Here is a 23,882-nt window from a genome sequence, read left to right as displayed (position 1 = left end):
GAAGAGTGCCCTCCTCCGGGCTCGCCGACAACACTTCTGACCGAAACTTCACTTGCCCCCGGGCAAGGTTAACGGCGATAGCTGAGCGGCGGCGCTTCGCGTCGTGAGAGAACGCCGTCCGCCCGGCGGCGCGATCTGCCATAGTCGGGCATCGAGACTCGCAAGGACCGCCGAAGCGCCATGTCGCACGACGATCACAACCACGCCCCCGACCCGCACGCGCATCCGCACAATGCGCCTGAACCCCAGCCCTTCGATGGGGGCCACGGGGGTCACGGGCATGACCAGCGCCTGCAGGCGACGGCCAACCCGCCCCCGCCCGGCGCCCAGGACAGCCCGAACCGCGAAGCGCCGCAGCCGACTTCACAGACCGCCGCCCCGCCGCTGCGCAGCGCCGACGGCATCCTGCGCCCGATCCAGGACAGCGAGTATTTCTCGTACGACCCGGCCTCGGTGGCCGCGGTGTCGAGCCATATCGACGAGTATTTCAACCAGCCGCTGGACCTGTTCCCCTTCTGGGAGAGCGAGGGCAAGCCGGACCGCTTCCACGTCCTGTTCAGCCGCCAGATCGAGGAGCGCTTCCCGGTCGACAGCGACATCCGCAAGCTGATCCACGACTATGGCCGCCGCGTCTTCCGGGCGCTGGTGGTGCACGTCTCGGTCAAGCGGGGCAGCCAGCTGGCCGCCCTGATCGGCTTCACCCTGCTGGCGACTCTGGGGCCGACCTGGTTCTCGAGCTGGACCGGCTCGCCGCCGATGGGTCTGGGCCTGGCCTTCGCCGCGATGCTGGCCGTGGTCGGCGTCTTCTGGGCCGCGCAGGCGATCCTGTTCATCCAGTACCGGTTCCAGCTGGAGAACGACTCCTACGAGCTGTCGCGCGAGATCGTGACGCGGACGCGCGAGTTGCAGAACCTGTTCACGAGCGCCCGCGCCATGGCCGATCAGGCCGAGACCCAGTACCAGATGGACGGCAAGGGCTGGGGCAAACGCGCCCTGTATCTGACCCGCCTGACCATGTGGATCGGGGCGCGGATGGAGTACCTGGAAAAGTACGTCCAGATGGAGCTGTGGCGCGTCCGGCGCGAGCGCTACTGGATGCGTTGGGCGCAGCGGATCATGACGCCGCTGGTCTTCATCGTCTGGCTGGCTCTGTTCCTGCTGGAGCCCGCGCCGAACGACGCCGGCGCCTTCCGCGCGCTGCAGGCCCTGGCCGTTGCGCTGGGTGCGGCGGTCAGCTGGCTGTCCTACTTCCGCTGGCGCACCCCGGTTGCCGCCGTTCAGGACAAGCTGGGCGTCGAGGGCTGGGTCCGCTACGCCTCGCTCGACGTGGACAACGCCGTCGCCGATCAGGTTCGTCGCGACAAGGAGCGGCTGGTGGAATACCGGGCGCTGACGCGGGGGCGGTAGGAATTAAGGCTTAGGGAGTAGGAATTAGGGCGACTGCGCCTGCTCCAGCCACTCCCGGCCAATTCCCAGTTCCTACTCCCTAATTCCTGCGGAGCGCATCCCTCACGCCGCGCGCGTCATACGCCTCAGGCCGATCCGGTTTCGCGCCCCGCCCCATGACCACTTCCAGCGAGGTCGAGGTCGGAGACGGGCCGCTGAAGTTCAGGCCTAGGCCGACGCCCACGCCCGAGCTGGAATAGCTGCCGTAGCGACCCGACGACCGGCCGGAGCCATAGCTGACGCCGACGCTGGGGCGGACACCGCCGGCGCTGTCGGGACGGCCGTCGGTCCAGCGCTGGGTGACTTCGAACCAGTCATAGCCTTCCTGGGTGGTCAGTTCGGCCGCACGCAGCAGGGCGTAATCGGCCACCGGGCCGGGCGCGCCGACGCCGTTGTAGGTGACGCGGTAGCGATTGCTCTCGATCCGTTGCTCGGAATAGCCCTGCCCGCGCGGCCCCTGCTGGGCGCCGTAGGGGGCCAGACTGGCGCAGGCCGACAGGCCCAGGCCGGCGGCGAGGATCAGAGGCAGGGCGAGACGCTTCATGACGCAACTCCGTGTTCGGGAGGGTAACCGTAGCGGCGAATAGAGGTTCCTGTCTCCTCCCCGTCGCGGTCCGCGATGGGGAGGTGGCTCCGAGTATCGCGAGGAAACGGAGGGGGCGGCGCGGGCAGCGAGGGTTTGGGCGGACGGCTTTCAAAAGCCGGAGCCGCCCCCTCCACGCTTCGTATCCGAAGCGCGCCACCTCCCCCTTCGCAACGCGAACGGGGAGGAAAGCTCAGAGTCCCGCCGCCGCCTTCAGCGCCACAAAGTCCTCGGGCAGCGGGGCTTCCACGGTGACATAGCCGCCGGACGGATGCGGGAAGACCAGCTTCGAGGCGTGCAGCATCAGGCGTGACGCCCCTCGTCCGGCGAAGGTCAAGGCTCCCCCATAGCGGACGTCCCCCACCAGTGGACGGCCGATGGAGGCCATATGGACGCGGAGCTGGTGCATCCGGCCCGTGGCGGGGTCCAGCTCGACCAGCGCGCCGTCTTCCGACGACGCCAGGGTGCGATAGCGACTGAGCGCCGCCTGAGCGCCCGGCGTGTCGGGCGCCACGACGCGCATATAGCTTTCACGCCCGACCTCCTGCCGCAGCAGGGGCGCCTCAATGGTCCCGGCGCGCGGCTCGGGCGCCGAGGCGATCAGGGCCTGATAGGTCTTCTTGAACCGCCGCGCCTGCATGGCCTTGCCAAGGAAGCCGGCGGCGGGCTTGGTCCGGGCGGCGATGATGACGCCGGAGGTGTCGCGGTCCAGCCGATGCACCAGTTCGGGCCGCTTGCCGTTCGAGCGCATGAAGGCCCACAGCAGGTCGTCCAGCGTATGCGCCTGGATCCGCCCGCCCTGGCTGGACAGGCCGGACGGCTTGTTGAAGGCCAGCACATGCTCGTCCTCGTGGATCACCCACGAGCGGACGGCGGCGATCTCCTCGGGGGCCAGCTCGACGGGGACGCGCGGGCTCACGACGACGCCTTCGGCGCGAAGCGGATGCGGTCGCCGCGCACCAGAATGCCTGCGATCGCCCCGACGATGAGGCCGCAGAGCGGCGCCGCGAACAGGGTCGCCAGCAGAATGCGGTGGGCGGCGATGACGTGGCCGCCGGCCTCGGTCTCGAGGAAGACGGACAGGCGGGCGTTCAGGTGCACCGCCCAGCACATCAGGATGAAGCCTAGCCCGGCGGCCATCAGCGGCCGTCCCCGCCCCTGCGGCACGGCCATCAGGAGGATGGCGACGCCGTACAGGACCAGCGCCCCGATCTCGACCATCGGCGCCGAGCCCGCGTTGAGGCGATAGCCCAGCAGCCACTGGATCAGCACGCCCGCCCCGATCAGGCAGGCGGCGGCGAGGGTCAGGGTGCGGCGGTGGGCGACGATCTGCATGCGCGACCGCTTAGCACGATCCGCACCTTACCCAAGAGCTTGGCCCAAGCCGTTCCTGTCAGCGCAGCACGCCGCGCCTGGTCGCGAACCAGGCGTACCAGATGAAGAAGACGCAGCCCGCGCCGATCACCACCTGCATGATCCACGAGCCCTCGCCCATCACCTCCGAGGCGTTGGACATCCCGTAGCTGTAGACCAGCCCGCCGAGGAAGCCGGCGAAGGACAGGATGAAGGCGTGCAACGCCCATTTCTTGCGGACCAGCAGCAGGATCGCCCCCAGCATGCCGCCCCAGACGCCGAGGGCCCAGGTCGCATGGGTCCAGGCGGGCATGGCGTGGAAATAGGCGATCTGGGCCTCGGTCATGCCGTAGCCGCGCAGATATTCCTCGCCCTGCGTATTGGTCATCGTCCAGTCGAAGCAGCCATAGGCGTTCCAGAGCACGCCCACGATCCCGACCACCCAAAGGTGCCAGGGCGTCTTCACGGTCATCGAGCCAGTATCAGTCATGGTCCCCTCCCAAGGTCATGTGATGGGGCGAGCATGCTCCGGAACCGGCGTTACGGCAACGGTGGGACCCAACCCGCTACCGTCATCCCGACGAAGTCCGGGATGACGGTCGCATTGAGGAGAGGGTTACAGCCCCGACTTCCGCGCCCGCATCTCGGCCCAACGTTCCAGCCGTTCCTTGACCTTGGCCTCGTGGCCCTCGCCCTTGGGCTTGTAGAAGACGCGGCGCTCCATCCCCTCGGGGAAGAAGTTGGCGCCCGAGAAGCCGTCCTCGGCGTCGGGGTCGTACTGGTAGCCCTTGCCGTAGCCGAGGTCCTTCATGAGCTTGGTCGGGGCGTTGCGGATGTGGGCGGGCGGCATCAGGGAGCCGGTTTCCGCCGCCGCCCGCTTCGCCGCCTTGTAGGCCTCATAGACGCCGACCGACTTAGGCGCGGTGGCCAGATGGACGACCGCCTGGGCCAGCGCCAGTTCGCCCTCGGGACTGCCCAGGAAGTCGTAGGTGTCCTTGGCCGCATTGGCGACGAGGATGGACAGGGGGTCGGCCTGACCGATGTCCTCGACCGCCATCCGCACGATCCGGCGGGCCAGATACAACGGATCCTCGCCCCCGTTCAACATCCGCGCCAGCCAGTAGAGGGCCGCATCCGGGTCTGACCCGCGAACCGATTTATGCAGCGCGGATATGAGGTTGTAGTGCTCTTCTCGACTCTTGTCGTAAGCGGGCGCCCGCTTCTGAAGGATGCCGGCCAGCGCCTGCACGTCCAGCGGCTCCACGCCCTGCAGGTCGAACAGCACCTCCGACATGGTCAGCAAGTATCGCCCGTCCCCGTCGGCCAGGGCCAGCAGGGCATGACGCGCCTCGGGCGTCAGGGGCAGGCTCTTGCCCTCCATCGCCTCGGCCCGGATCAACAGTTGACCCAGCGCCGCATCGTCCAGCCGCTTCAGTACATAGACCTGTGACCGCGACAGCAGCGCCCCGTTCAGCTCGAACGAGGGGTTCTCGGTCGTGGCCCCGACGAGGGTGACGATCCCCTCCTCCACGAACGGCAGGAAGCCGTCCTGCTGGGCGCGGTTGAAGCGGTGGATTTCGTCGACGAACAGCAGGGTCGACTGCCCGGCGGCGCGACGCATCCGCGCCTGCTCGAACGCCTTCTTCAGGTCGGCGACGCCGGAGAAGACGGCGCTGATCTGCTGGTACTGATAGCCCGCCGCCTTCGCCAGCAGACGGGCGATGGTGGTCTTGCCGGTGCCGGGCGGTCCCCACAGGATCATTGAGCCCAGACGGCCCGCCTCGATCATGCGGCGGATCGGGCCGCCCTCGCCCAGCAGATGATCCTGCCCGACCACCTCCGCAAGCGTTTGAGGCCGCAGGCGGTCGGCCAGCGGAGCGTCGGGGGGATGGATGCCGGAGGCTTCGAACAGGTCGGTCATAGGCGGTCAGAGATAGGCGTTACCGGCGCGCATTTCACGCGTTACTGTGTGCAGCCGCCAAGGAGAGTGACATGGCCGACGATCAGACGCCGCAGGGACCGATCACGGGCGTGACGCCCCACCTGACCATCCCCTCGCGTGGCGGTCAGGCGGCCATCGAATTCTACCAGCGCGCCTTCGGGGCGGTGGAGGAGCGGCGCCTGCTGGCCGAGGACGGCGAGCGGCTGATGCACGCCTATCTTCACATCAACGGCGGCCCGGTGATGCTGGCCGACGAGTTCCCCGAGTTCAACGGCGTGCAGGACAGCGTCCCCACCGGCGTGACCCTGCACCTGCAGGTCGACGACGCCGACGAATGGTGGAACCGCGCCATCCTGGCCGGCGGCGTGCCCCTCTATCCGCTGGCGGACCAGTTCTGGGGCAACCGCTACGGCCAGCTGAAGGACCCGTTCGGCCACACCTGGTCGATCGGCGGCCCGCTGAAGCCCTAGCGGATTGTCCCGGTCATCACGCGACCGCGGCGGTTGATGGTCACCTCGGCGCCGCGTCCGACGTTGCTGAGCTGGGCGACACTGCTGACGGCGCGGCCGTTGACGGCGGTGATGACATCGCCGCCCTGGAAGCCGACGCGGTTGGCGTAGCTGCCGCGCTGGACGCCGCCGATGATGACACCGGTCAGGAAGGGATCGCCGCCCAGGCTGTCGGCCAGGGCCGGGTTCAGCGCCAGCACCTGGGCGCCGGACAAGCCGCCCTGCTGGATCAGGGTCGCCTTGTCGGTGTCCGGATCGCCCGGCAGCGGGCTGATGCGGGCGTTCAGCGTCTGGCGGCGACCGTCGCGCAGGATGCCGACCTCGACCGTCTCATTGGGCGCATGCAGGCCGACGCGGAAGTTCAGCCCGCCCTGATCATTGACCTCGGCGCCGTCGACGGAGGTGATCAGATCGCCTTCCTGAATGCCCGCCCGCGCGCCGGGACCGTTGGTCCAGACATTGGTGACGAGCACGCCTTGCGGACGCTCGAGGCCCAGGCTGCGGGCGATGTCGGCGCTGACCGTCTCGCCCTTCACGCCCAGCCAGGGGCGCACAACGGCGGTCGCGCCGCCAACGGCGGTGTCCACCACCCGCTTCACCTGGGCGGCGGGGATGGCGAAGCCGACGCCGGATGAGGTGCCCGAACGCGAGAAGATGGCCGAGTTGATGCCGATCAGGTCGCCGTCCATGTCCACCAGCGCCCCGCCCGAGTTGCCCGGGTTGATGGCCGCGTCGGTCTGGATGAAGGAGCCGCTGTCCGAAATGTTGGTCTCGGTGCGGTTCAGGGCCGAGATGATGCCGTTGGTGACCGTCTGGCCCACCCCGAACGGATTGCCGATGGCCAGCACCAGATCGCCGACCTGCTGTTCCTCGCGGTCGTCGATGTTCAGCGTCGGCAGGCGCTCATTGACGCCCTGCAGTTGGAGCACGGCCAGATCTGAGCGCTCGTCGCCCAGCACCACGCGGGCGTCGAACTCGCGTCGGTCGTTCAGGATGACCCGGATGGAGCTCATGCCGTTGATGACATGGTAGTTTGTCACCACCACCCCGTTGTCGCGGACGATGACGCCGGAGCCGACCGAGCCGGTCTCGCGCTGGCCGGGGATCCCCCAGAACGGATCCCGGACCTGCTGCACGCCCCGAGCGGCGATGTTGACGACGGCGGGCGCGGCGGCGCGGACCACGGGCGCGAAGCTGGACTTCATCGCCATGGCGTCGCCGGGCACGACCCGGTTGTCGGAGAACACCCCCTCCTGGGCCTTGGAGCTGTTGGGTTGTCCGCAGGCGGCGAGCGTAAGGGCGAGCGCGATCGCGATAGAGCCGGTCTTCATCGTCATCCGTAAAGCAAAGGCGGGAAGGACGTTCCCATACGGCTCCGTCTTTCGGGCCGGATCAAGGCCGGTTTGTTACGCTTCTGCAGCCTCGGCCCGCGTGGCATTCCGTCCGACGATCCAGCCGATGATCCCGGCCAGGAACAGGACGACCGCGGCCAGATAGAAGGCCAGCCCCGGATCGTAGAGGCCGCCGACCAGCAGGCGCGAGGCCGGGCCGTGCCCCGCCCAGCTTTCGATCCAGGTCGCGACACCCTGGAAATGGCCGCCGGTGGAGTGGGTGTAGATCCACCCGAAGAACAGGGGCGACAGCACGCCGGCGATGGCGCCGACGCTGTTGTTGGCGCCCTGCAGCTGGCCCTGCTCGTCCTCGCCGACGCGGCGGGTCATCAGGGCCTGAATGGTCGGCATGGCCAGCCCCCACAGGGCGTTGGGCAGCATGGCGGCGATGAAAGCCCAGCCGGTCGGCGCCCAGCCCATCAGGCTGATGCCGATGGTCCCGCCGAACAGGCCCAGCACCAGGGTCGAGCGCTCGCCCAGCCGCTTGGACACCGGCCCGACCAGCAGCCCCTGCACGATCATGTCCAGCACGCCGACCAGGGCCAGCAGCAGGCCGACCTGCACCGGTCCCCAGCCATAGCGCAGGGCGGCGTAGAGTACGAACACCGCCGAGAAGACGTGGTGGGCGAAGTAGAGCAGGAAGTTCACGACCGCGAGCCCGGCCAGTTCGGCGTGCCGCTTGAGCAGGATCAGGGCGCCGACGGGATTGGCCCGCTTCCAGCTGAAGGCCATCCGCTTCTCGGGCGCCAGGCTCTCGGGCAGGACGAACAGGCCGTAGATGAAGGCCACGCCCGACAGGACGGCGGCGAACCAGAAAGGCACGCGCGGCCCCAGCTCGCCCAGGAAGCCCCCCAGCACCGGCCCCAGCACGAAGCCGCCCGAGAAGGCCGCCCCGATCAGCCCATAGGCCTTGGCGCGTTTCTCCGGCTCGGTGATGTCGGCCATATAGGCGAAGACGGTGGTGAAGCTGGACGAGGTGATCCCGGCGATGATCCGCCCCGCCGCCAGCCACCACAGGTTCGGCGCCACGGCCATCAGCACATAGTCGAGCGCCAGCCCGGCGCAGCTGATCAGGATGACCGGACGACGCCCGTACTTGTCCGACAGGGAGCCGATGATGGGCGAGCAGAGGAACTGCATCCCCGCCCACAGGGCCACGAAGACCCCGTTGATCCAGCCCGCCTGGGCGTTGGAGCCGACGAACTCCTCGATCAGGTGCGGCAGGACGGGGATGATGATCCCCATGGCCACGATGTCGAGCACCGCCGTCACCAGAATGAAGGCGATGGCCGCGCGGCGGACTTTCAGATCGTCGAGGGCGTTCATGGTCGGACCTTCAGAAGGACGCGCCTTCTAGCCCATCCGGTGACGCGGGTCAGCCGGGACCTGGCAGCAGTCGCCCCCCCTCAGCGCGCCATCGCCGGCAGGGTGTCCTCGGCGCGGCCGTCCACGGCGGGACCGGTGACGCCCAGCAAACGGACCAGCAGGGGCTCGACGTCGATGCTGTCCATCTCCGTCAGGCGGACGCCCGGGGCGAAGGCCGGGCCGTGGGCGATGAACAGGGCGCGCATTTCCGGCGCCTGATTGTCATAGCCGTGGGCGCCGCCGGTCATCCGTTCGGCGCGGGTGCGGTCGCGGGCGCCGATGGTCCAGCCGGTCTCGACCAGACAGACGATGGCCGGGACGCGCGGGTGGGTCCCGTAGACCAGACGCGCCGGGACTTCGCCCTTGCGCCAGCATTCCATGTGCGGCTTCACGCCCAGCAGGGCCGCCTCGACCTCGGCCTCGCGGCCCGGAACGGGATCCAGCAGGACCAGAGCCCCGGCGCCCAGCACATTGATCGCCGCCGGATCGACCATGTCGTCCAGATAGGCCACCCGATCGGGCGACAGGGCCGCCATGCCGTGGTCGGCCACGATGACCAGATCGGCCTCAAGGTTCAGCTTCTGAAGCCCTTCGACGAGCGCCTTGATCGCCGCGTCAACGTCGGCGACGGCCTGCAGGGTCTCGGGCGCGGCGAGGCCAAAGGTGTGGCCTTGCGTGTCCACAATGTCGAAATACAGGGTCGAGATGGCCGGGCGCTCTTCCGGCGGCAGGCTGAGCCAGCCCAGCAGGATGTTCACCCGCGACAGCGACGGCACGCCCTTCTCATAGGGCACCCAGTAGTCGGGGCGCACGCCGCGCACCGGCGCCTCCGAGCCCGGCCAGAACATGGCGGCGCTGCGCAGGCCGGCGTTGTGGGCCGTCACCCAGATGGGCTCGCCGCCCTCGTACCAGACCCGGTCCATCACCTCGGCGCGGTTGCCCAGAGAGAAGCGGCGGTCCGGCAGGTTGGCGTCCCGCATCGAGTTGTAGACCAGCCCGTGGTGGTCCGGATGCAGGCCGGTCACCAGCGTATAGAAGTTCGGGAAGGTCACGCTGGGCCAGGACGGACGCATGCCGTCCACGGTCTGCACGCCCTCGGCGGCCAGTCGAGACAAGGTCGGGGTCCGCGCCGGGTCCAGATAGTCCGCGCGGAAGCCGTCAACGCCGATCAGGATCACCGGACGCTCGCGGGTCGCGGCCGTAGTCTGGCCCTGAGCTTGGGCCTGAGCCGGCATCGGGGCCGTCGCCAGCGCCGAAACGGCGCCGAGGGTCAGGAACAGGGCGCGAAGGAACATGACGGGCTCTGGACAGCGAAGCGGCCTGCCTAGCCTCCCCGGACGACAGTCACACGACGAACCCCGGTCGCGGTTGCAAAAGCTTAATGCGAACCCGCCTTGCCAGCCGCCCCGACACACGCTCAACCTTCGCTTTATGAACGCTGTCATCGAAACCCGCGGTCTGACCAAGACCTATGGCGACGTCCGCGCCCTGGACGGCCTGGACCTGACGATTCCCAAGGGCGGGGTCTATGGGGTGCTGGGGCCGAACGGCGCCGGCAAGTCGACCCTGTTCCGCATCCTGCTGGGCCTGATCCAGCCGACGGACGGTTCGGCCACCGTCATGGGCGGGCCCGTCGGCGACGTGGCCGCCATGCGCCGGATGGGCTCAATGATCGAGACCCCGCGCTTCCCGCCCTACATGACCGCCCGCATGGTTCTGCGCTGGCTGGCGCTGGAGCATGGCCACGGCGGCGAGGCGGACATCCCCTACTGGCTGGAGCGGGTCGGCCTGACCCGGGCGGCGGACCGCAAGGTGCGCGGCTTCTCGGTCGGCATGATGCAGCGCCTCGGCATTGCCGCCTCACTGATGACCCGGCCCGACCTCGTCATCCTCGATGAGCCGACCAGCGGCATGGACCCGCCCGGCATCCAGGAGATGCGCGGCCTGATCCGGTCGCTGGCCGCCGACGACGGCGTGACCGTGGTTCTGGCCAGCCACCAGCTCAGCGAAGTCCAGCGCATCTGCGACCGCGTGGCCATCATGAACAAGGGCAAGCTGGTGCTGGAGGGCGCGGTCAGCGAACTGACCGCCGCCGGCGGCGAGCGACTGCGCCTGATCGGCACGCCGGTCGAGAAGGTGCTGGGCGCGCTCAGCGTCAAGGCGACCCGCGACGGCGAGGCCGTGCTGGCCGAGATCCGCCGCGAGGACGGCCCCGCCCTGATCCGCGCCCTGGTCGAACAGGGCGTCGACATTCACGAAGCCAAATGGGTCGGCGCCGACCTTGAGAGCATCTTCTTCACCGAGACGGGCGCCGTTCAGGAGGCCGACCATGCTCGTTGATGCGCTAAGAGCCGAGGGCTACCGCTTCTCGTTGAACCGGGTGCTGGTTGTTCTGTCGACCCTTCTGACACCGGTCCTGTTCGCCATCGGCGGCGTGCTGTTCCACTGGATCACCAAGACCAAGGGCGACGAAGCGGCCAAGGCCGCAAACCTGGATATCAACCTGCCCTCCGAGGCCGTGAACCTGGGCGACGCCCTGGGTCTGGCCGCCGGGGCGTGCGCCAACGGCTTCGTCCTGATCTGCGTCCTGATCGCCGCCGCCACCATCTATGCGGGGGACTATCGATGGGAGACCTGGCGTCTGATCAGCGCCCGCAACGACCGCACCTCCCTTATCCTCGCCAAGGTGGGAGTGGTGAAGATCGTCGCCATCGTCGGCAGCCTGTTCTTCCTGATCGCCAGCTTCTGCTTCCTGCTGGCCCAGGCCTTCGTCTATGGCCGAGGCCTCAGCTTTTCGGTCAATGGCGGGGATGTGGGCGGCATCGCCCTGACCTGGCTGCTGTCCTATATCCGGATCGTCCAGTTCACCCTCGTTGGCCTGCTGGCGGCGGTGATGACGCGGTCTCTGCTGGCGGCGCTGATCGTGCCGTGGGCGCTGGGCTTCATCCAGAGCATCTTCGGCCAGATCGGACCGGCCCTGCTGGGCATGGACCCCGGCGGCTGGACGCTGCAACTGCTCCTGCCGGGCCTCGCCTACGACACGCTGAAGGCGGCGGTGGAAGGCCCGCTGGAGGCGCCTCTGACCGGCGCCGTGATCTGGAGGTCGCTGACTGGCCTCGCCCTGTGGACCCTAGTCCCGCTGGGCGGCGCGCTGGTCTGGTTCAAGCGGCAGGACCTGTCGAAGGAATAGGCCAGGCCTCGCGCGCGCGCGCCATCGCCGGCGCCGGATCAGGAGCCACGCCTCCGGCTCCGGTGCAGGCCTGTGTCAGCGCCGGGGAGGTCGCCCAGGTCGCCGGATCGTCCAGCAGGCCCGCCAGTTCGCGGGGCCAGCCGACTTCGCGTCCCTCGGTGTGGATCCGCCCCAGCGGGGCAAAGACCCGAGGCGCGTCCGCTTCGGCCTCCGGGCGCGGCCGGGCGCAGGCGAAGGCCTCGAACCGGGCGCGGATCTGGCCGGTCAGATGCAACCGCCGCCGCGCCGGGACCGGAATGGCGTACTCCCGCCCCAACTGCATCAGACAGGCGCCGTCCAGCTCCGCCCGGCGGCGATACAGGTCGGCGCGGATCTTCTGGTCCGAAGGCCAGGCGCCGCCGTCCGCCCGCTGGACGAACGGGAGGCAGGGATTGCCCGAGTTCGCCGCCCAGCCGAGGCTATAGGTCTGCGGCCCGCCGGTCAGGGCGCGATCCAGCCCCTCCATCGCTTCATTGGCCAGAACGATGGGGGTCAAGGGCGCCGCCACCACATAGACCCACAGGGGCGTGTCCGGCGCCTCGCTCGTCTCCAGACGCACGACCTGCGCCGCGGACAGGCAGGCGGGCTCCAGCCGCACCGAACAGATCAGCTCGCCCGCGGTCACCGCCTGGGCCAGATCGACCGTCCGACCATCCGCCAGTTGAGCTCGGTCCGCCTCCCCCGCGCGCACCCGATCCAGCACCAGCCGCGTGTCGGGCCGGTCGTACTGCATGATCTTCGCCGGATAGCAGGCGGTCAGGCCCACGGAAGCGGTCAGCGCGGCGGTCAGAACGAGCAAGCCTGTGCGCATGCGAGAAACTCCCGTTTCTCTCACCCTGACGGATGGTGGCGACCGGTTTCAAGCGCCACGCCGTCACGGTCAGCTTTCGTCAGCCTCGTCACGGCCATATCGGCGGTGGCCCGCACCGGACCGCCAAACGCAGAAAGGGGCGGCAGGCTTTCGCCCGCCGCCCCTTCACTTGCCCCAACGAGCGAAGCTTAGGCTTCGTCGTCGCCCTCGATCTCATAGACCGGACCCGAGTCCTGGCCCTTGGCGTCGACGTCGCGGTCGACGAACTCGATCACGGCCATGGCGGCGTTGTCGCCGTGACGGAAGCCGGCCTTCATGATGCGGATGTAGCCGCCGTTACGTTCGGCATAGCGCGGGCCGATCGTTTCGAACAGCTTGCCGACTTGCGGCACGTCACGGACCTGGCTGATGGCCTGACGACGAGCGTGCAGGTCGCCCTTCTTGGCGAGGGTGACCAGCTTCTCGACGAAGGGACGCAGTTCCTTCGCCTTCGGCAGGGTGGTCGTGATCTGCTCGTGCTTGATCAGCGAAGCAGCCATGTTGGCGAACATGGCCTGGCGGTGGCTGACCGTACGGCCGAGCTTGCGATAGGCGGCGCCGTGGCGCATCGGGGTCTCTCCTACTCAACCCTGGTTTCCACCATACCTGTGGACCTTGGGCTCTCTCATTCTAACCGCTCCGCGATCCCGAAAGGGTCATGGGCGGAGGGTTGAAACTAGATCTGGTCGTCGAACTTCTTGGCCAGATCTTCGATGTTTTCGGGCGGCCAGTTCGGCACATCCATGCCGAGGCTGAGGCCCATCGTCGCGAGAACTTCCTTGATCTCGTTCAGCGACTTGCGGCCGAAGTTCGGGGTGCGAAGCATTTCGCCCTCGGTCTTCTGGATCAGGTCGCCGATGTAGACGATGTTGTCGTTCTTCAGGCAGTTGGCCGAACGGACCGACAGCTCCAGCTCGTCCACCTTCTTCAGCAGGGCCGGGTTGAAGGGCAGGTCGGGCTTGCCGTCCGACTGCTCAACAGCCTTCTTCGGCTCGTCGAAGGTGATGAAGATCTGCAGCTGATCTTGCAGGATGCGCGAGGCGTAAGCCACAGCGTCAACCGGCGAGACGGCGCCGTTGGTTTCGACTTCCAGCACCAGCTTGTCGTAATCCAGCGACTGGCCCTGACGGGTCGGCTCGACGCGATAGGCGACGCGCTTGACCGGCGAGTACAGGGCGTCGACGGCGATCAGGCCGATCGGGGCGTCTTCCGGACGGTTGAACTCCGAAGCCACATAGCCCTTGCCGTTCTGGACGGTCAGTTCCATGCGGACCGAAGCGCCGTCATCCAGGGTGCAGATGACGTGATCCGGGTTCAGAACCTCGATGTCCGCGGGGACGTCGATCTGGCCGGCCGTGACGACGCCGGGGCCCGTGGCGCGCAGGGTCATGCGCTTCGGACCTTCAGCGTGCATGCGCAGCGCCAGTTGCTTGATGTTCAGCACGATGTCGACGACGTCTTCGCGCACGCCTTCCAGCGACGAGAATTCGTGGACGACGCCGTCGATTTGAATCGCGGTCACCGCGGCGCCTTGCAGCGACGACAGGAGAACGCGGCGCAGGGCATTGCCGAGCGTCACGCCGAAACCGCGTTCCAGGGGCTCAGCGACCAGGCGCGCCTTGCGCTGGGGGTCGGAGCTCGCCTCGATCTGCGGCTTCTCGGGACGGATCAGCTCTTGCCAGTTTCGTTCGATCATGGATGTCCCTCGAGTCGGTGTTCGCCGCTCCCCGCCTCGTCAGGCGTCTCGGGAGCGACGGAGAATAGAGTCGGCGGCGGTTCGCTTAGACGCGGCGGCGCTTCGGCGGACGGCAACCGTTGTGCGGCATCGGGGTGACGTCGCGAATGGTCGTGATGGTCATGCCGACGGCCTGGAGGGCGCGCAGGGCCGACTCACGGCCGGAACCCGGACCCGAGACGTTGACTTCCAGCGTCTTGACGCCGTGTTCGGCAGCCTTGCGGCCCGCGTCTTCGGCAGCCATCTGGGCGGCGTACGGGGTCGACTTGCGCGAACCCTTGAAGCCCATGTGACCGGCCGACGACCAGGAAATCGCGTTCCCTTGAGCGTCGGTGATGGTCACCATCGTGTTGTTGAACGAGGCGTTCACGTGGGCGACGCCCGAGGTGATGTTCTTGCGCTCGCGCTTCTTAACGCGACCCGGTTCCTTGGCCATGTGTCAGCTCTTACTTCTTCTTGCCGGCGATCGGCTTGGCGGGACCCTTGCGGGTGCGGGCGTTGGTGTGGGTGCGCTGACCGCGGACCGGCAGGCCCTTGCGGTGACGCAGGCCGCGGTAGCAGGCCAGGTCCATCAGACGCTTGATGTTCATCGAGGTCTCACGGCGCAGGTCGCCTTCCACGGTGTGATCGCGGTCGATCGTCTCGCGGATCTGCAGCACTTCCGCGTCGGTCAGTTGATTGACGCGACGGGCGGATTCGATGCCGACCTTCTCGGTGATGTCCTTGGCGGCCGCCGGGCCGATGCCATGGATGTACTGAAGCGCGATTTCAACGCGCTTGTTGGTCGGGATGTTGACGCCAGCAATACGGGCCACGAAGCTCTCCAGATACGCGTGTGCGGACGCAATAAACGCTCCGGTCAACAGACCAGGAGCGTGCGCGCCCTTCGCGGAAGCGGGCCTTATACAGGGGATTCAGCTTCCGTCAACGGGTCGGTTATGCCGCAGGGGCCGCCGGGGGCGCGAAAATGATCAGCAGGTCCTCGCGGTGGGAGGATTTCACGCGTCCATTCACGGTCGGAGGCTGCCGCCGCATCAGTCGCACCGCCTGCAGGGCCGCCTGACCGAATCCCTGCCCGCCCGGTGATTCCGAGCGGACCCGGCAGCGTTCGATCCGGGTGCTGGCGTAGACCACGCAGTTCAGCACCACCTGCCCCGACAGCCGCCGATGGGCCGCGTCGCGCGGATAGTGGGCGTCACGCTCGGCCGGCGTCAGGGTGCGCACCCAGCGCGAGGGGCTGTTGCCCGCCCCGGCGCCCTCGCCGGTCCCCGTGCCTGTGCCCGAGCCGACGCCGCCGCCCGTGCCTGTCCCGGCGCCCGTCAGTCCCTGGACGCCGCCGGACGGCGCCGACTCGGATTCGGCGGCGATCTCGATGCCGGGGTTCATCGGGGGAATCAGGGTCGGGGGCGCGGTCTCGGTCGGGGCGGCCGGGCTGTCCGGCTGGGGCGTGGCCACCTCGGGCACGTGCAGCGACGACGGCGCGGCGCGGCGGGCCGAGACCTTGGTCGCCTCCGCGCCGTCGCTGGGGGCTCCCCCGCCTCCGCCCGAGAACAGGGTCACCTCGATGGCCGGGATTTCCGGGGGGAAGACCCCTGCCCGCTCCAGCGCCAGCCACAGCAGCACCAGGGCATGAAGGGCCAGCACGATCAGGAAGGCGGTGGTGCGCGAGGTGCGCGAGGCCCGCGGCGGTCGGTGATCGATCACATGCATGGCGGCCCTCCCCGGCTGTCTGATCAGACTATCGACCGGATTTCCGCGACCGCAACCCCATTCGTTGAACGGAAGTCTCCGGCAACCGGAGCGTCAGGGCCAGATCACCCCGATGGTGATGCGGCCGCCCGCCACCGGATCGCCCGCGGGGGAGCGCGCCGGGCGGATGCGGAAGCGACCCTCGGCGATCCGCACGGCCACCGCGCCGAACCCCGACCCCGCCGGACGTTCGTCCACCACGCGGCAGGCCTCGAGCCGCTCGTCGAGGCGGATCCGGCAGTTGACGGTCACGTCCACGCCCCGGGCCCGGCGGCGCAACTCGCGCGGCGTGTCCTCGAAGATCTCGCGCGCGCTGGCTCCTCTCAGGATGATGGGGCCGACGCCCGAGCCGGGGCCGTTGCCGGCGCCGACGCCCGTCCCCGTGCCGGTCCCCTGCCCACCCCGCCCCATGCCGGGTTCCGGCGAGGCGATGGGAGCCACTCCCACCGTCAGGGCGGGCTCGGGCGCGGGGGTGATCGGGGCGGCGATTTCGGGCGGGATCTCGGGCGGGCGCGGCGAGACATGGACGCGCGAGGGCGCGGCGGGCGCCCCTCCCCCCTGGCTGCGCACCGGCTGTTCCGGAGGCGGGGGCGGGGGCGGAGGCGGCGGGACCGTCGGGCGGAACAGCAGCACCTCCAGCGGCGGGGTCGGCGGCACCAGAGGCCCGGTCGGGCCGCCACGGCCCACGGCGACGGCCACGACGAAATGCGCCGCGAGGATGCCTGCGGCGATGCCGAGATTGCGGACCCGGCGGTCTTTCAGGAAGGGATGTCCCGGTGTCACGCTCGCCTTCTGCCACATGGGACATGAACGCGCGCCAACAGGAGATGGTCCGCCCGTTTCCGGACGGACCTCAGATCTGGATCAGGCCAGTGCGCCGTCGATGGCGGTCGAGACGGCCTCGATCGAGTCCATGCCGTTGACCTCGGTCAGCAGGCCCTTGTCCGCATAGTAGGGCAGCAGCGGCGCCGTGTTGCGGTTGTACGCGTCCAGACGGACCTTGAAGCTCTCGGGATTGTCGTCCGGACGGCCCTGGTCGGCGAAGCGCCTGGCCACGCGCGCCAGCAGGGCCTCGTCGTCCACCTTAAGGCGGACCACGTGGTCGATCTTCTTGCCCAGCTTGGCCAGCATGGCGTCCAGCGCCTCGGCCTGGGCCAGGGTGCGCGGGAAACCGTCGAAGATGGCGCCGCCGGCGTCTTCCGCCGCCTTCAGCTGGGCCTCGATCAGGGCGATCACGACCGCGTCGGGCACCAGGTCGCCGCGCGACATGATCGCCTGGCATTCCTGGCCCAGCTCCGAGCCCGAGGCGATCGCCTCGCGCAGCATGTCGCCGGTCGACAGCTGGATCATGCCGCGGGTCTCGACCAGGCGCTTGGCCTGGGTGCCCTTGCCCGCCGCCGGCGGTCCGAACAGGATCAGGTTCATCGCTTCCCCCTCGCGATCAGATCAGCGGCGGGCGGGCGCGGTCACGCCCTTGCCCTTGCCTTGCCCACGGCCACGCAGCTTGGCCTTCTTGATCAGGCCTTCGTACTGGTGCGCCAGCAGTTGCGACTGGATCTGCGCCACGGTGTCCATGGTCACCGAGACCACGATCAGCACCGAGGTGCCGCCGAAGTAGAAGCTCTGGCCCAGGTTGGCGACCATGATCTCCGGCAGAACGCAGACGGCGGTGATGTAGGCGGCGCCGATCACGGTCAGGCGGGTCAGGACGTAGTCCAGATATTCCGCCGTCCGCTTGCCCGGACGGATGCCCGGCAGGAAGCCGCCGTACTTGCGCAGGTTCTCAGCCGTGTCCTCGGGGTTGAAGGTGATCGAGGTGTAGAAGAAGCAGAAGAAGATGATCAGGATCGCGTACAGCACGGTGAACACCGGCTGGCCATGCTGCATCTGGGCCGCGAAGGTCGGCAGCCAGCTCAGCCACGCGGGCAGGTTCGCCTGGTTGGTGAACTGGGCCACGGTCGTCGGCAGCATCAGCAGCGACGAGGCGAAGATCGGCGGAATCACGCCCGCGGTGTTGACCTTCAGCGGCAGGAACGAACGCTCGCCACCGGCCATGCGGTTGCCTTCCTGGCGCTTCGGATACTGGATCAGCAGGCGGCGCTGGGCGCGTTCCATGAAGACGATGAAGATCACCACGCCGACCGCCAGCCCGACGATGGCCAGCAGGGCGAAGGGCGACATCTGACCCTGCTGGGTCAGGCCGAACATACGGCCGATGGTGCCCGGCAGGACCGCCACGATACCGGCGAAGATGATCAGCGAGATGCCGTTGCCGACGCCGCGCGCGGTCACCTGCTCACCCAGCCACATCAGGAACATGGTGCCCGCGGTCAGGCAGGTGGTGGTGGTGATGATGAAGAAGAGGCCCGGCTCGTCGATCAGGCCAGGCTGGCCGTTCAGCTGCGTCGCGATGCCGAAGGCCTGGGCCACGGCCAGGACGACGGTCAGGTAACGCGTGTACTGGTTCAGCTGCTTGCGGCCGCTCTCGCCGCCTTCCTTGCGCAGCTTTTCCCAGGGCGGATACACCGCGCCCATCAGCTGCACGATGATCGAGGCCGAGATGTACGGCATCACGTTCAGCGCGAAGACAGCCATGTTCTGGACGGCGCCGCCCGAGAACATGTTCAGCATGTCCAGGATGCCGCGCTGGCCGTCCGGGTTCTGGAAGAACGCCAGGAATTGTTCGTTGTTGATGCCGGGGATCGGCACGTAGCAGCCGATACGGAACACGACCATGGCCAGCACGGTGAAGAGCAGGCGCTTATGCAACTCGGTCGCGCGTGCGAACGAGCCCATGTTCATGTTTGCTGCGAGTTGTTCGGCGGCCGAAGCCATAGTGTCACCCCGACTGATCAGAACGCGGCGCATCGGACGACGAGTCCGCGCCTGCGTCCAGATAGGAGAAGGGCGCCCTCATGGCGAGGGCGCCCCTCAGTCTTTTTACTTCGCGGCCGTGCGCTTGGCGCGGGCCGAGATCTTGTTGGCGTCGCCCTTCGGCGCCTTGGGGGCCGGAGCCTTGCCCTTGGCGGCGTTGCGCTTCTCGACGCGAGCGGCGGCCTTGGCTTCCGCTTCGATGCGTTGCTCGACGACCGAACCGCCGGCGGCTTCGATGGCGGCCTTGGCGCCGGCCGAGGCCGACCAGACGACCAGGTTCAGCTTGCCCTTGATCTCGCCGGTGCCCAGCAGACGGACGCCGTCCTTGACGCGGCGGATCACGCCGGCGGCGACCAGGGCGTCGCCCTTGATCTCGCCCTTGATGTCCAGCTTGCCGGCATCGATGGCGTCTTGCAGGCGCCACAGGTTCACTTCAGCCAGCTTCAGCGCGTTCGGATTGTTGAAGCCGCGCTTCGGCATACGCATGTACAGCGGCATCTGGCCGCCTTCGAAGCCGCCGATGGCGACGCCCGAACGCGACTTCTGACCCTTGACGCCGCGACCGGCGGTCTTGCCCTTGCCCGAGCCCGGGCCACGGCCGACGCGCATGCGCTTCTTGTGGGCGCCTTCGTTGTCGCGGATTTCGTTCAGTTTCATGTGCCTGATCCTTTCGGGTTCTAGCGCCCGGAGTGATCCGGACTCGGCGTTAATCTCGATTCTCTCCCTCCCCATTCGGGGAGGGTGGTCGGCGAAGCCGACCGGGTGGGGACGGCTAAGCGATCCGTCCTCCAATTGCAATGAGGGCCGCTCACTGAGCCGCCCCCACCCTGTCGCCGTGAACGACGACATCCCTCCCCCGCGAGGGGGAGGGAGATCTTCAGTCTTACTTTTCGACCACTTCGACCATGTGCGCGACCTTGGCGATCATGCCGCGGACCGAGGGGGTGTCCTCGAGGGTCGACTCGCGACCCACGCGGTTCAGGCCCAGGCCCGACAGGGTGGCGCGCTGGTCGGCCTTGCGGCGGATCGGCGAACCGGTCTGGCGGATGGTGACGGTGGCTTTCGATTCAGTCTTGGCCATGACTTAGGACTCCACAGCTTCCGGCGCCGAGGCGCCGTCGTTGCGGCGGCCCATCAGGTCAGCGACCTTCTTGCCACGCTTCGAAGCCACCTGACGCGGCGACGACTGTACCTTGAGGGCCTCGAACGTCGCGCGGATCATGTTGTAGGGGTTCGACGAACCGGTCGACTTGCCGACGACGTCCTGGACGCCGAGGGTTTCGAGGACCGCACGCATCGGACCGCCCGCGATGACGCCGGTCCCGGGAGGGGCGGCGCGCATCATGATCTTGCCGGCGCCCCAACGGCCAGCGCCGTCGTGGTGCAGGGTGCGGTTCTCGCGCAGCGGAACCTTGATCATGGTCTTCTTGGCTTCTTCGGTCGCCTTGCGGATGGCTTCCGGCACTTCGCGCGCCTTGCCGTGACCGAAGCCGACGCGGCCCTTGCCGTCACCGACGACCATCAGGGCGGCGAAGCTGAAGCGACGACCGCCCTTCACGGTGGCGGCGACGCGGTTGATGTGCACCAGCTTCTCGACGATGTCCGATTCCGGACCGTCGACAGCGGGAGCGTTACGGTTGTCACGACGGTTGCGGTCGTTGCCGCCTTGTCCGCCGCGCTGGGGTTGTTGCGCCATCTGTCGCGTCCCTTAGAAATTCAGGCCGGCTTCACGCGCGGCTTCCGCCAGCGCCTTCACCCGTCCGTGATAGATGTACTGGCCGCGGTCGAAGACGACGTCCTTGACGCCCTTCTCGATGGCGCGTTCGGCGATCAGCTTGCCGATGGCGGCAGCCGAGGCGACGTCCGAGCCCTTCTTGCCCTTGCCGCCTTCCAGCGACGAGGCGGCGGCCACCGTGACGCCCTGGGCGTCGTCGATGATCTGGGCCGAGATGTTCTTGTCCGAACGGTAGACCGAAAGGCGCAGACGACCGTTGGCGACAGCCTTCAGGCGGCGACGGTTGCGCTCGGCGCGGCGCTTGGCTTGCTGTTGAAGAGAAAGAGCCATGACTTACTTCTTCTTGCCTTCCTTGCGACGCACGGTTTCACCGGCGTAGCGGACACCCTTGCCCTTGTAGGGCTCCGGCGGACGCAGCTTGCGGATGACGGCGGCGATCTGACCGACGGCTTGCTTGTCCGGGCCCGAGATCTTGATCTCGGTCTGCTTCGGAACAGCGAAGGTCACGCCAGCCGGCGGATCGATGTCGACGTCGTGCGAGAAGCCGAGCTGCAGCGACAGCTGGTTGCCCTTCATCGCCGCACGATAGCCGACGCCGACCAGTTCCAGCGTCTTGTCGAAGCCGGTGGTGACGCCCGTGACCATGTTGTCGACCAGCGTGCGCGACAGGCCCCACATCGCGCGGGCGCGTTGGGTGTCCGAGCGCGGGGTCAGCGACAGTTCGTCGCCTTCCTGCTTGACTTCGATTTCTTCAGCGACGGTCCAGGTGCGTTCGCCCTTGGGACCCTTCACCGAGACGGTTTGACCGTCGAGGGCGACAGTGACGCCCTTCGGGATCGCGATGGTTTTCTTGCCGATACGGGACATCTTAGTAGACCCTGCAGAGGACTTCGCCGCCGACGTTCGCGTCGCGGGCAGCAGCGTCCGACATGACGCCCTTGGACGTCGAGAGGATCGAAATGCCGAGGCCGTTCTTGATCGGCTTCAGGTCGCTGATAGCCGAATAGACGCGACGGCCGGGCTTCGACACGCGGGCGATCTCGGCGATCACCGGCTGGCCGTCGAAGTACTTCAGCTCGATCTCGAACTGCGGGAACTCACCCGGGTTTTGCACCAGGTTGTAGCCGCGGATGTAGCCTTCGTCCTGCAGCACGTCGAGGACGCGCTGGCGCAGACGCGAGGCCGGGGTCAGCACCTTCGAACGCTTGCGGGTCGCAGCGTTCTTGATGCGGGCGATCATGTCGCTCAGGGGATCGTTGATCATCATGACTGTATCTCCCCCTTACCAGCTCGACTTCGTCAGGCCGGGGATCTGACCCAGGTTGCCCAGCTCACGCAGGGCAATCCGGCTCATCTTCAGCTTGCGATAGTAGGCGCGCGGACGACCGGTCACCTCACAGCGGTTGCGGATGCGGTTCGGCGCGGAGTTGCGCGGCAGTTCCGCCAGCTTCAGGCGCGCTTCGAAGCGCTCCTCAAGCGGGAGGGACTCGTTGTTGGCGGTCGCCTTTAGGGCGGCACGCTTGTCGGCGTACTTCGCGACGAGGGCCTTGACCTTCTCGTTACGGTTTACAGCGGACTTCTTAGCCATTGTTCTCTTCCCTTCCCGCTCAGTTCGTCACGAACGGGAACTTGAACTCGGTGAGGAGAGCCTTGGCTTCCTCATCGGTCTTGGCCGTGGTGCAGACGATGATGTCCATGCCCCACATCTGATCGATCTGGTCGTAGTTGATCTCCGGGAACACGATGTGTTCCTTGAGGCCGGTCGCGTAGTTGCCGCGACCGTCGAACGACGTGCCCTTCAGACCACGGAAATCCTTCACGCGCGGCAGCGCGATCGTGATGAACCGGTCCAGGAACTCGTACATCTGGTCGCCGCGCAGGGTGACCTTGCCGCCGACAACCATGCCTTCGCGCAGCTTGAAGCCGGCGATGGAGTTGCGGGCCTTGGTCGGCACAGCCTTCTGACCAGCGATGGCCGTCAGGTCCTTGAGGGCCGCGGTGGCCTTCTTGGAGTCGGCGACAGCTTCACCGATACCCATGTTCAGGACGATCTTGTCCAGCTTGGGGATCTGCATCTCGTTGGTGTAGCCGAACTTGGTCTTCATCTCGCCGCGGATGCGCGAGACGTATTCCGTCTTCAGGCGGGGGGTGTACTTGGTGTCGGCCATCAGATGACGTCTCCCGTCGTCTTGGCGACGCGGACCTTCTTGTCCCCGTCAACCTTGAAGCCGACGCGGGTCGCCTTGCCGTTGGCGTCGGCGATCGCGACGTTCGACAGGTGAAGCGAGGCTTCCTTGTTCTTGATGCCGCCCTGCGGGTCACCCTGGGTCGGACGCGTGTGGCGCTGAACCATGTTGATGCCCTGAACCAGGACGCGGTTTTCGGTCGGAAGGACCTTCAGGACCTGGCCAGTGCGGCCCTTGTCCTTGCCGGTCAGGATGACGACGTTGTCGCCCTTCTTGATCTTGGCGGCCATGGTTACAGGACCTCCGGAGCCAGCGAGATGATCTTCATGTGGTTCTTGGCGCGCAGTTCGCGCGGAACCGGCCCGAAGATACGGGTGCCGACAGGCTCGTTCTGCTTGTTGACGATGACGGCGGCCGACTTGTCAAAACGGATGACAGAGCCGTCCTTGCGCATGATGTCCTTGGCGGTGCGCACGACGATGGCGCGAACGACGTCGCCCTTCTTCACGCGGCCGCGCGGAATCGCTTCCTTCACCGAGGCGACAATGGTGTCGCCCACCGAGGCGTAGCGGCGCTTCGAGCCGCCAAGCACCTTGATGCACATGACCCGGCGAGCGCCCGAATTGTCGGCCACCTCCAGGTTAGTTTGCATCTGGATCATGGGATCCGATCCTTCTTCTTACGAGGCCGAGGCGGCCGAGGCGTCCGACAGGACTTCCCAGCGCTTCAGCTTGGACTTCGGGGCGCACTCGACGATGCGGGCCAGGTCACCGACCTTGAGGGCATTCGCTTCGTCGTGAGCGTGGTACTTCTTGGACAGACGCACGGTCTTCTTCAGGACCGGGTGCAGCAGGGTGCGCTCGACCTTGACGATGACAGTCTTGTCGCCCTTGTCAGAGACGACCACGCCTTCGAGAATTCGCTTGGGCATTTTC

At 67.6% G+C, this 23,882-nt stretch carries 32 protein-coding genes; 4 read left to right on the top strand and 28 right to left on the bottom strand.

Annotated elements, in window-relative coordinates:
* The first annotated feature begins 180 nt into the window (after positions 1 to 180).
* The gene (locus ACTIEF_RS13820; protein WP_439472721.1) at positions 181 to 1,407 is read left to right on the top strand and encodes a hypothetical protein; all 1,227 of its coding nucleotides are present in this window, start codon (positions 181 to 183) and stop codon (positions 1,405 to 1,407) included.
* A gap of 79 nt (positions 1,408 to 1,486) precedes the next feature.
* Here the strand turns inward: ACTIEF_RS13820 and ACTIEF_RS13815 are convergent, their stop codons facing one another.
* The 5 genes from ACTIEF_RS13815 to ACTIEF_RS13795 all read right to left on the bottom strand — a co-directional run bounded on the left by ACTIEF_RS13815 (position 1,487) and on the right by ACTIEF_RS13795 (position 5,303).
* Entirely contained in the window at positions 1,487 to 1,990 is a 504-nt protein-coding gene (locus ACTIEF_RS13815) for a CC0125/CC1285 family lipoprotein (protein ID WP_439472720.1), read from the bottom strand.
* Positions 1,991 to 2,222: 232 nt separating this feature from the next.
* Positions 2,223 to 2,948: an RluA family pseudouridine synthase gene (locus ACTIEF_RS13810; protein WP_439472719.1), complete on the bottom strand. Its 726-nt coding sequence runs from the start codon at positions 2,946 to 2,948 to the stop codon at positions 2,223 to 2,225.
* Positions 2,945 to 3,364: a hypothetical protein gene (locus tag ACTIEF_RS13805; RefSeq protein ID WP_439472718.1), complete on the bottom strand. Its 420-nt coding sequence runs from the start codon at positions 3,362 to 3,364 to the stop codon at positions 2,945 to 2,947. Before ACTIEF_RS13805 ends, ACTIEF_RS13810 begins: the two co-directional genes overlap by 4 nt.
* A gap of 58 nt (positions 3,365 to 3,422) precedes the next feature.
* Positions 3,423 to 3,872 (bottom strand): hypothetical protein, encoded by a 450-nt coding sequence (locus ACTIEF_RS13800; RefSeq protein WP_439472717.1) that lies wholly within the window; start codon positions 3,870 to 3,872, stop codon positions 3,423 to 3,425.
* A 126-nt stretch (positions 3,873 to 3,998) separates the two neighbouring features.
* Positions 3,999 to 5,303 carry a replication-associated recombination protein A gene (locus ACTIEF_RS13795; protein WP_439472716.1) on the bottom strand — a complete coding sequence of 435 codons (1,305 nt, stop codon included), beginning with the start codon at positions 5,301 to 5,303 and terminating at the stop codon, positions 3,999 to 4,001.
* Between the two features lie 71 nt (positions 5,304 to 5,374).
* Here ACTIEF_RS13795 and ACTIEF_RS13790 point away from each other — a divergent pair, with 71 nt between their 5' ends.
* Entirely contained in the window at positions 5,375 to 5,794 is a 420-nt protein-coding gene (locus ACTIEF_RS13790; RefSeq protein ID WP_439472715.1) for a VOC family protein, read from the top strand.
* Here the strand turns inward: ACTIEF_RS13790 and ACTIEF_RS13785 are convergent.
* The 3 genes from ACTIEF_RS13785 to ACTIEF_RS13775 all read right to left on the bottom strand — a co-directional run bounded on the left by ACTIEF_RS13785 (position 5,791) and on the right by ACTIEF_RS13775 (position 9,884).
* On the bottom strand, positions 5,791 to 7,164 hold the full coding sequence (locus tag ACTIEF_RS13785) for a trypsin-like peptidase domain-containing protein (RefSeq protein WP_439472714.1): 1,374 nt from the start codon (positions 7,162 to 7,164) through the stop codon (positions 5,791 to 5,793). The two genes, ACTIEF_RS13790 and ACTIEF_RS13785, sit on opposite strands and share 4 nt — an antisense overlap.
* Positions 7,165 to 7,239: 75 nt before the next feature.
* The gene (locus ACTIEF_RS13780; protein ID WP_439472713.1) at positions 7,240 to 8,550 is read right to left on the bottom strand and encodes a TCR/Tet family MFS transporter; all 1,311 of its coding nucleotides are present in this window, start codon (positions 8,548 to 8,550) and stop codon (positions 7,240 to 7,242) included.
* An 80-nt stretch (positions 8,551 to 8,630) separates the two neighbouring features.
* Positions 8,631 to 9,884 carry an ectonucleotide pyrophosphatase/phosphodiesterase gene (locus ACTIEF_RS13775; RefSeq protein ID WP_439472712.1) on the bottom strand — a complete coding sequence of 418 codons (1,254 nt, stop codon included), beginning with the start codon at positions 9,882 to 9,884 and terminating at the stop codon, positions 8,631 to 8,633.
* 136 nt (positions 9,885 to 10,020) lie between these two features.
* On the opposite strand from ACTIEF_RS13775, the gene ACTIEF_RS13770 reads away from it, so the two are divergent.
* Positions 10,021 to 10,929, top strand: a complete 909-nt coding sequence (locus tag ACTIEF_RS13770) for an ABC transporter ATP-binding protein (RefSeq protein ID WP_439472711.1) — start codon at positions 10,021 to 10,023, stop codon at positions 10,927 to 10,929.
* On the top strand, positions 10,919 to 11,779 hold the full coding sequence (locus ACTIEF_RS13765; RefSeq protein WP_439472710.1) for a hypothetical protein: 861 nt from the start codon (positions 10,919 to 10,921) through the stop codon (positions 11,777 to 11,779). The genes ACTIEF_RS13770 and ACTIEF_RS13765 overlap by 11 nt, the downstream gene beginning before the upstream one ends.
* Here ACTIEF_RS13765 and ACTIEF_RS13760 read toward each other — a convergent pair.
* The 20 genes from ACTIEF_RS13760 to rpsQ all read right to left on the bottom strand — a co-directional run bounded on the left by ACTIEF_RS13760 (position 11,751) and on the right by rpsQ (position 23,878).
* Positions 11,751 to 12,629, bottom strand: a complete 879-nt coding sequence (locus ACTIEF_RS13760; RefSeq protein WP_439472709.1) for a hypothetical protein — start codon at positions 12,627 to 12,629, stop codon at positions 11,751 to 11,753. The two genes, ACTIEF_RS13765 and ACTIEF_RS13760, sit on opposite strands and share 29 nt — an antisense overlap.
* 188 nt (positions 12,630 to 12,817) lie before the next feature.
* On the bottom strand, positions 12,818 to 13,237 hold the full coding sequence (gene rplQ / locus ACTIEF_RS13755; protein WP_141626277.1) for a 50S ribosomal protein L17: 420 nt from the start codon (positions 13,235 to 13,237) through the stop codon (positions 12,818 to 12,820).
* 107 nt (positions 13,238 to 13,344) lie between these two features.
* Positions 13,345 to 14,364, bottom strand: coding sequence for a DNA-directed RNA polymerase subunit alpha (locus ACTIEF_RS13750; protein ID WP_439472708.1), 1,020 nt, complete (start codon positions 14,362 to 14,364; stop codon positions 13,345 to 13,347).
* An 85-nt stretch (positions 14,365 to 14,449) separates the two neighbouring features.
* Positions 14,450 to 14,839: a 30S ribosomal protein S11 gene (rpsK, locus tag ACTIEF_RS13745; protein WP_439472707.1), complete on the bottom strand. Its 390-nt coding sequence runs from the start codon at positions 14,837 to 14,839 to the stop codon at positions 14,450 to 14,452.
* Positions 14,840 to 14,849: 10 nt separating this feature from the next.
* Positions 14,850 to 15,218, bottom strand: coding sequence for a 30S ribosomal protein S13 (rpsM, locus tag ACTIEF_RS13740; protein WP_331046916.1), 369 nt, complete (start codon positions 15,216 to 15,218; stop codon positions 14,850 to 14,852).
* A gap of 121 nt (positions 15,219 to 15,339) precedes the next feature.
* Entirely contained in the window at positions 15,340 to 16,113 is a 774-nt protein-coding gene (locus ACTIEF_RS13735) for a TonB family protein (RefSeq protein WP_439472706.1), read from the bottom strand.
* A 93-nt stretch (positions 16,114 to 16,206) separates the two neighbouring features.
* Positions 16,207 to 16,935, bottom strand: coding sequence for an energy transducer TonB (locus ACTIEF_RS13730; protein ID WP_439472705.1), 729 nt, complete (start codon positions 16,933 to 16,935; stop codon positions 16,207 to 16,209).
* Positions 16,936 to 17,016: 81 nt separating this feature from the next.
* Complete coding sequence (locus tag ACTIEF_RS13725) at positions 17,017 to 17,577, bottom strand: adenylate kinase (protein WP_439472704.1); 561 nt, start codon at positions 17,575 to 17,577, stop codon at positions 17,017 to 17,019.
* Between the two features lie 21 nt (positions 17,578 to 17,598).
* Positions 17,599 to 18,987 carry a preprotein translocase subunit SecY gene (gene secY, locus ACTIEF_RS13720; RefSeq protein ID WP_439472703.1) on the bottom strand — a complete coding sequence of 463 codons (1,389 nt, stop codon included), beginning with the start codon at positions 18,985 to 18,987 and terminating at the stop codon, positions 17,599 to 17,601.
* Positions 18,988 to 19,092: 105 nt separating this feature from the next.
* Positions 19,093 to 19,683 carry a 50S ribosomal protein L15 gene (gene rplO, locus ACTIEF_RS13715; RefSeq protein ID WP_439472702.1) on the bottom strand — a complete coding sequence of 197 codons (591 nt, stop codon included), beginning with the start codon at positions 19,681 to 19,683 and terminating at the stop codon, positions 19,093 to 19,095.
* Positions 19,684 to 19,909: 226 nt separating this feature from the next.
* Complete coding sequence (rpmD, locus tag ACTIEF_RS13710) at positions 19,910 to 20,107, bottom strand: 50S ribosomal protein L30 (protein ID WP_439472701.1); 198 nt, start codon at positions 20,105 to 20,107, stop codon at positions 19,910 to 19,912.
* A 3-nt stretch (positions 20,108 to 20,110) separates the two neighbouring features.
* Positions 20,111 to 20,722 (bottom strand): 30S ribosomal protein S5, encoded by a 612-nt coding sequence (rpsE, locus tag ACTIEF_RS13705; protein ID WP_439472700.1) that lies wholly within the window; start codon positions 20,720 to 20,722, stop codon positions 20,111 to 20,113.
* Between the two features lie 12 nt (positions 20,723 to 20,734).
* Positions 20,735 to 21,091 carry a 50S ribosomal protein L18 gene (rplR, locus tag ACTIEF_RS13700; protein ID WP_439472699.1) on the bottom strand — a complete coding sequence of 119 codons (357 nt, stop codon included), beginning with the start codon at positions 21,089 to 21,091 and terminating at the stop codon, positions 20,735 to 20,737.
* Positions 21,092 to 21,094: 3 nt separating this feature from the next.
* The gene (rplF, locus tag ACTIEF_RS13695) at positions 21,095 to 21,628 is read right to left on the bottom strand and encodes a 50S ribosomal protein L6 (RefSeq protein WP_439472698.1); all 534 of its coding nucleotides are present in this window, start codon (positions 21,626 to 21,628) and stop codon (positions 21,095 to 21,097) included.
* A gap of 1 nt (position 21,629) precedes the next feature.
* Positions 21,630 to 22,028, bottom strand: a complete 399-nt coding sequence (rpsH, locus tag ACTIEF_RS13690; RefSeq protein ID WP_141626265.1) for a 30S ribosomal protein S8 — start codon at positions 22,026 to 22,028, stop codon at positions 21,630 to 21,632.
* A 15-nt stretch (positions 22,029 to 22,043) separates the two neighbouring features.
* Positions 22,044 to 22,349: a 30S ribosomal protein S14 gene (gene rpsN, locus ACTIEF_RS13685; protein ID WP_291837526.1), complete on the bottom strand. Its 306-nt coding sequence runs from the start codon at positions 22,347 to 22,349 to the stop codon at positions 22,044 to 22,046.
* Positions 22,350 to 22,368: 19 nt separating this feature from the next.
* Complete coding sequence (gene rplE / locus ACTIEF_RS13680) at positions 22,369 to 22,929, bottom strand: 50S ribosomal protein L5 (protein WP_439472697.1); 561 nt, start codon at positions 22,927 to 22,929, stop codon at positions 22,369 to 22,371.
* On the bottom strand, positions 22,929 to 23,237 hold the full coding sequence (rplX, locus tag ACTIEF_RS13675) for a 50S ribosomal protein L24 (protein WP_439472696.1): 309 nt from the start codon (positions 23,235 to 23,237) through the stop codon (positions 22,929 to 22,931). Before rplX ends, rplE begins: the two co-directional genes overlap by 1 nt.
* 2 nt (positions 23,238 to 23,239) lie before the next feature.
* Complete coding sequence (gene rplN / locus ACTIEF_RS13670) at positions 23,240 to 23,608, bottom strand: 50S ribosomal protein L14 (protein WP_055832151.1); 369 nt, start codon at positions 23,606 to 23,608, stop codon at positions 23,240 to 23,242.
* 18 nt (positions 23,609 to 23,626) lie between these two features.
* Positions 23,627 to 23,878 (bottom strand): 30S ribosomal protein S17, encoded by a 252-nt coding sequence (rpsQ, locus tag ACTIEF_RS13665; RefSeq protein WP_141626261.1) that lies wholly within the window; start codon positions 23,876 to 23,878, stop codon positions 23,627 to 23,629.
* Positions 23,879 to 23,882 lie beyond the last annotated feature (4 nt).

The sequence above is a fragment of the Brevundimonas sp. genome (assembly GCF_051858995.1).
Taxonomy (GTDB): Bacteria; Pseudomonadota; Alphaproteobacteria; order Caulobacterales; family Caulobacteraceae; genus Brevundimonas.
This window is presented reverse-complemented; position numbering and strand designations above follow the sequence as displayed.

What these genes read in the sequence shown, in the direction of transcription:
- rplN (WP_055832151.1), bottom strand. Translation starts at nt 23,608, where the DNA reads ATGATCCAGATGCAAACTAACCTGGAGGTGGCCGACAATTCGGGCGCT.
- ACTIEF_RS13780 (WP_439472713.1), bottom strand. Translation starts at nt 8,550, where the DNA reads ATGAACGCCCTCGACGATCTGAAAGTCCGCCGCGCGGCCATCGCCTTC.
- ACTIEF_RS13795 (WP_439472716.1), bottom strand. Translation starts at nt 5,303, where the DNA reads ATGACCGACCTGTTCGAAGCCTCCGGCATCCATCCCCCCGACGCTCCG.
- rpsQ (WP_141626261.1), bottom strand. Translation starts at nt 23,878, where the DNA reads ATGCCCAAGCGAATTCTCGAAGGCGTGGTCGTCTCTGACAAGGGCGAC.
- ACTIEF_RS13820 (WP_439472721.1), top strand. Translation starts at nt 181, where the DNA reads ATGTCGCACGACGATCACAACCACGCCCCCGACCCGCACGCGCATCCG.
- rplE (WP_439472697.1), bottom strand. Translation starts at nt 22,929, where the DNA reads ATGGCCGACACCAAGTACACCCCCCGCCTGAAGACGGAATACGTCTCG.
- rpmD (WP_439472701.1), bottom strand. Translation starts at nt 20,107, where the DNA reads ATGGCCAAGACTGAATCGAAAGCCACCGTCACCATCCGCCAGACCGGT.
- ACTIEF_RS13790 (WP_439472715.1), top strand. Translation starts at nt 5,375, where the DNA reads ATGGCCGACGATCAGACGCCGCAGGGACCGATCACGGGCGTGACGCCC.
- ACTIEF_RS13760 (WP_439472709.1), bottom strand. Translation starts at nt 12,629, where the DNA reads ATGCGCACAGGCTTGCTCGTTCTGACCGCCGCGCTGACCGCTTCCGTG.
- rplX (WP_439472696.1), bottom strand. Translation starts at nt 23,237, where the DNA reads ATGGCCGCCAAGATCAAGAAGGGCGACAACGTCGTCATCCTGACCGGC.
- rplO (WP_439472702.1), bottom strand. Translation starts at nt 19,683, where the DNA reads ATGAAACTGAACGAAATCCGCGACAACGAAGGCGCCCACAAGAAGCGC.
- ACTIEF_RS13805 (WP_439472718.1), bottom strand. Translation starts at nt 3,364, where the DNA reads ATGCAGATCGTCGCCCACCGCCGCACCCTGACCCTCGCCGCCGCCTGC.
- rplF (WP_439472698.1), bottom strand. Translation starts at nt 21,628, where the DNA reads ATGTCCCGTATCGGCAAGAAAACCATCGCGATCCCGAAGGGCGTCACT.
- ACTIEF_RS13765 (WP_439472710.1), top strand. Translation starts at nt 10,919, where the DNA reads ATGCTCGTTGATGCGCTAAGAGCCGAGGGCTACCGCTTCTCGTTGAAC.
- ACTIEF_RS13775 (WP_439472712.1), bottom strand. Translation starts at nt 9,884, where the DNA reads ATGTTCCTTCGCGCCCTGTTCCTGACCCTCGGCGCCGTTTCGGCGCTG.
- ACTIEF_RS13725 (WP_439472704.1), bottom strand. Translation starts at nt 17,577, where the DNA reads ATGAACCTGATCCTGTTCGGACCGCCGGCGGCGGGCAAGGGCACCCAG.
- rpsE (WP_439472700.1), bottom strand. Translation starts at nt 20,722, where the DNA reads ATGGCGCAACAACCCCAGCGCGGCGGACAAGGCGGCAACGACCGCAAC.
- rplQ (WP_141626277.1), bottom strand. Translation starts at nt 13,237, where the DNA reads ATGCGCCACGGCGCCGCCTATCGCAAGCTCGGCCGTACGGTCAGCCAC.
- ACTIEF_RS13815 (WP_439472720.1), bottom strand. Translation starts at nt 1,990, where the DNA reads ATGAAGCGTCTCGCCCTGCCTCTGATCCTCGCCGCCGGCCTGGGCCTG.
- rpsH (WP_141626265.1), bottom strand. Translation starts at nt 22,028, where the DNA reads ATGATGATCAACGATCCCCTGAGCGACATGATCGCCCGCATCAAGAAC.
- ACTIEF_RS13800 (WP_439472717.1), bottom strand. Translation starts at nt 3,872, where the DNA reads ATGACTGATACTGGCTCGATGACCGTGAAGACGCCCTGGCACCTTTGG.
- ACTIEF_RS13770 (WP_439472711.1), top strand. Translation starts at nt 10,021, where the DNA reads ATGAACGCTGTCATCGAAACCCGCGGTCTGACCAAGACCTATGGCGAC.
- secY (WP_439472703.1), bottom strand. Translation starts at nt 18,987, where the DNA reads ATGGCTTCGGCCGCCGAACAACTCGCAGCAAACATGAACATGGGCTCG.
- rpsN (WP_291837526.1), bottom strand. Translation starts at nt 22,349, where the DNA reads ATGGCTAAGAAGTCCGCTGTAAACCGTAACGAGAAGGTCAAGGCCCTC.
- ACTIEF_RS13750 (WP_439472708.1), bottom strand. Translation starts at nt 14,364, where the DNA reads ATGATCGAACGAAACTGGCAAGAGCTGATCCGTCCCGAGAAGCCGCAG.
- rpsK (WP_439472707.1), bottom strand. Translation starts at nt 14,839, where the DNA reads ATGGCCAAGGAACCGGGTCGCGTTAAGAAGCGCGAGCGCAAGAACATC.
- rplR (WP_439472699.1), bottom strand. Translation starts at nt 21,091, where the DNA reads ATGGCTCTTTCTCTTCAACAGCAAGCCAAGCGCCGCGCCGAGCGCAAC.
- ACTIEF_RS13785 (WP_439472714.1), bottom strand. Translation starts at nt 7,164, where the DNA reads ATGAAGACCGGCTCTATCGCGATCGCGCTCGCCCTTACGCTCGCCGCC.
- ACTIEF_RS13735 (WP_439472706.1), bottom strand. Translation starts at nt 16,113, where the DNA reads ATGCATGTGATCGATCACCGACCGCCGCGGGCCTCGCGCACCTCGCGC.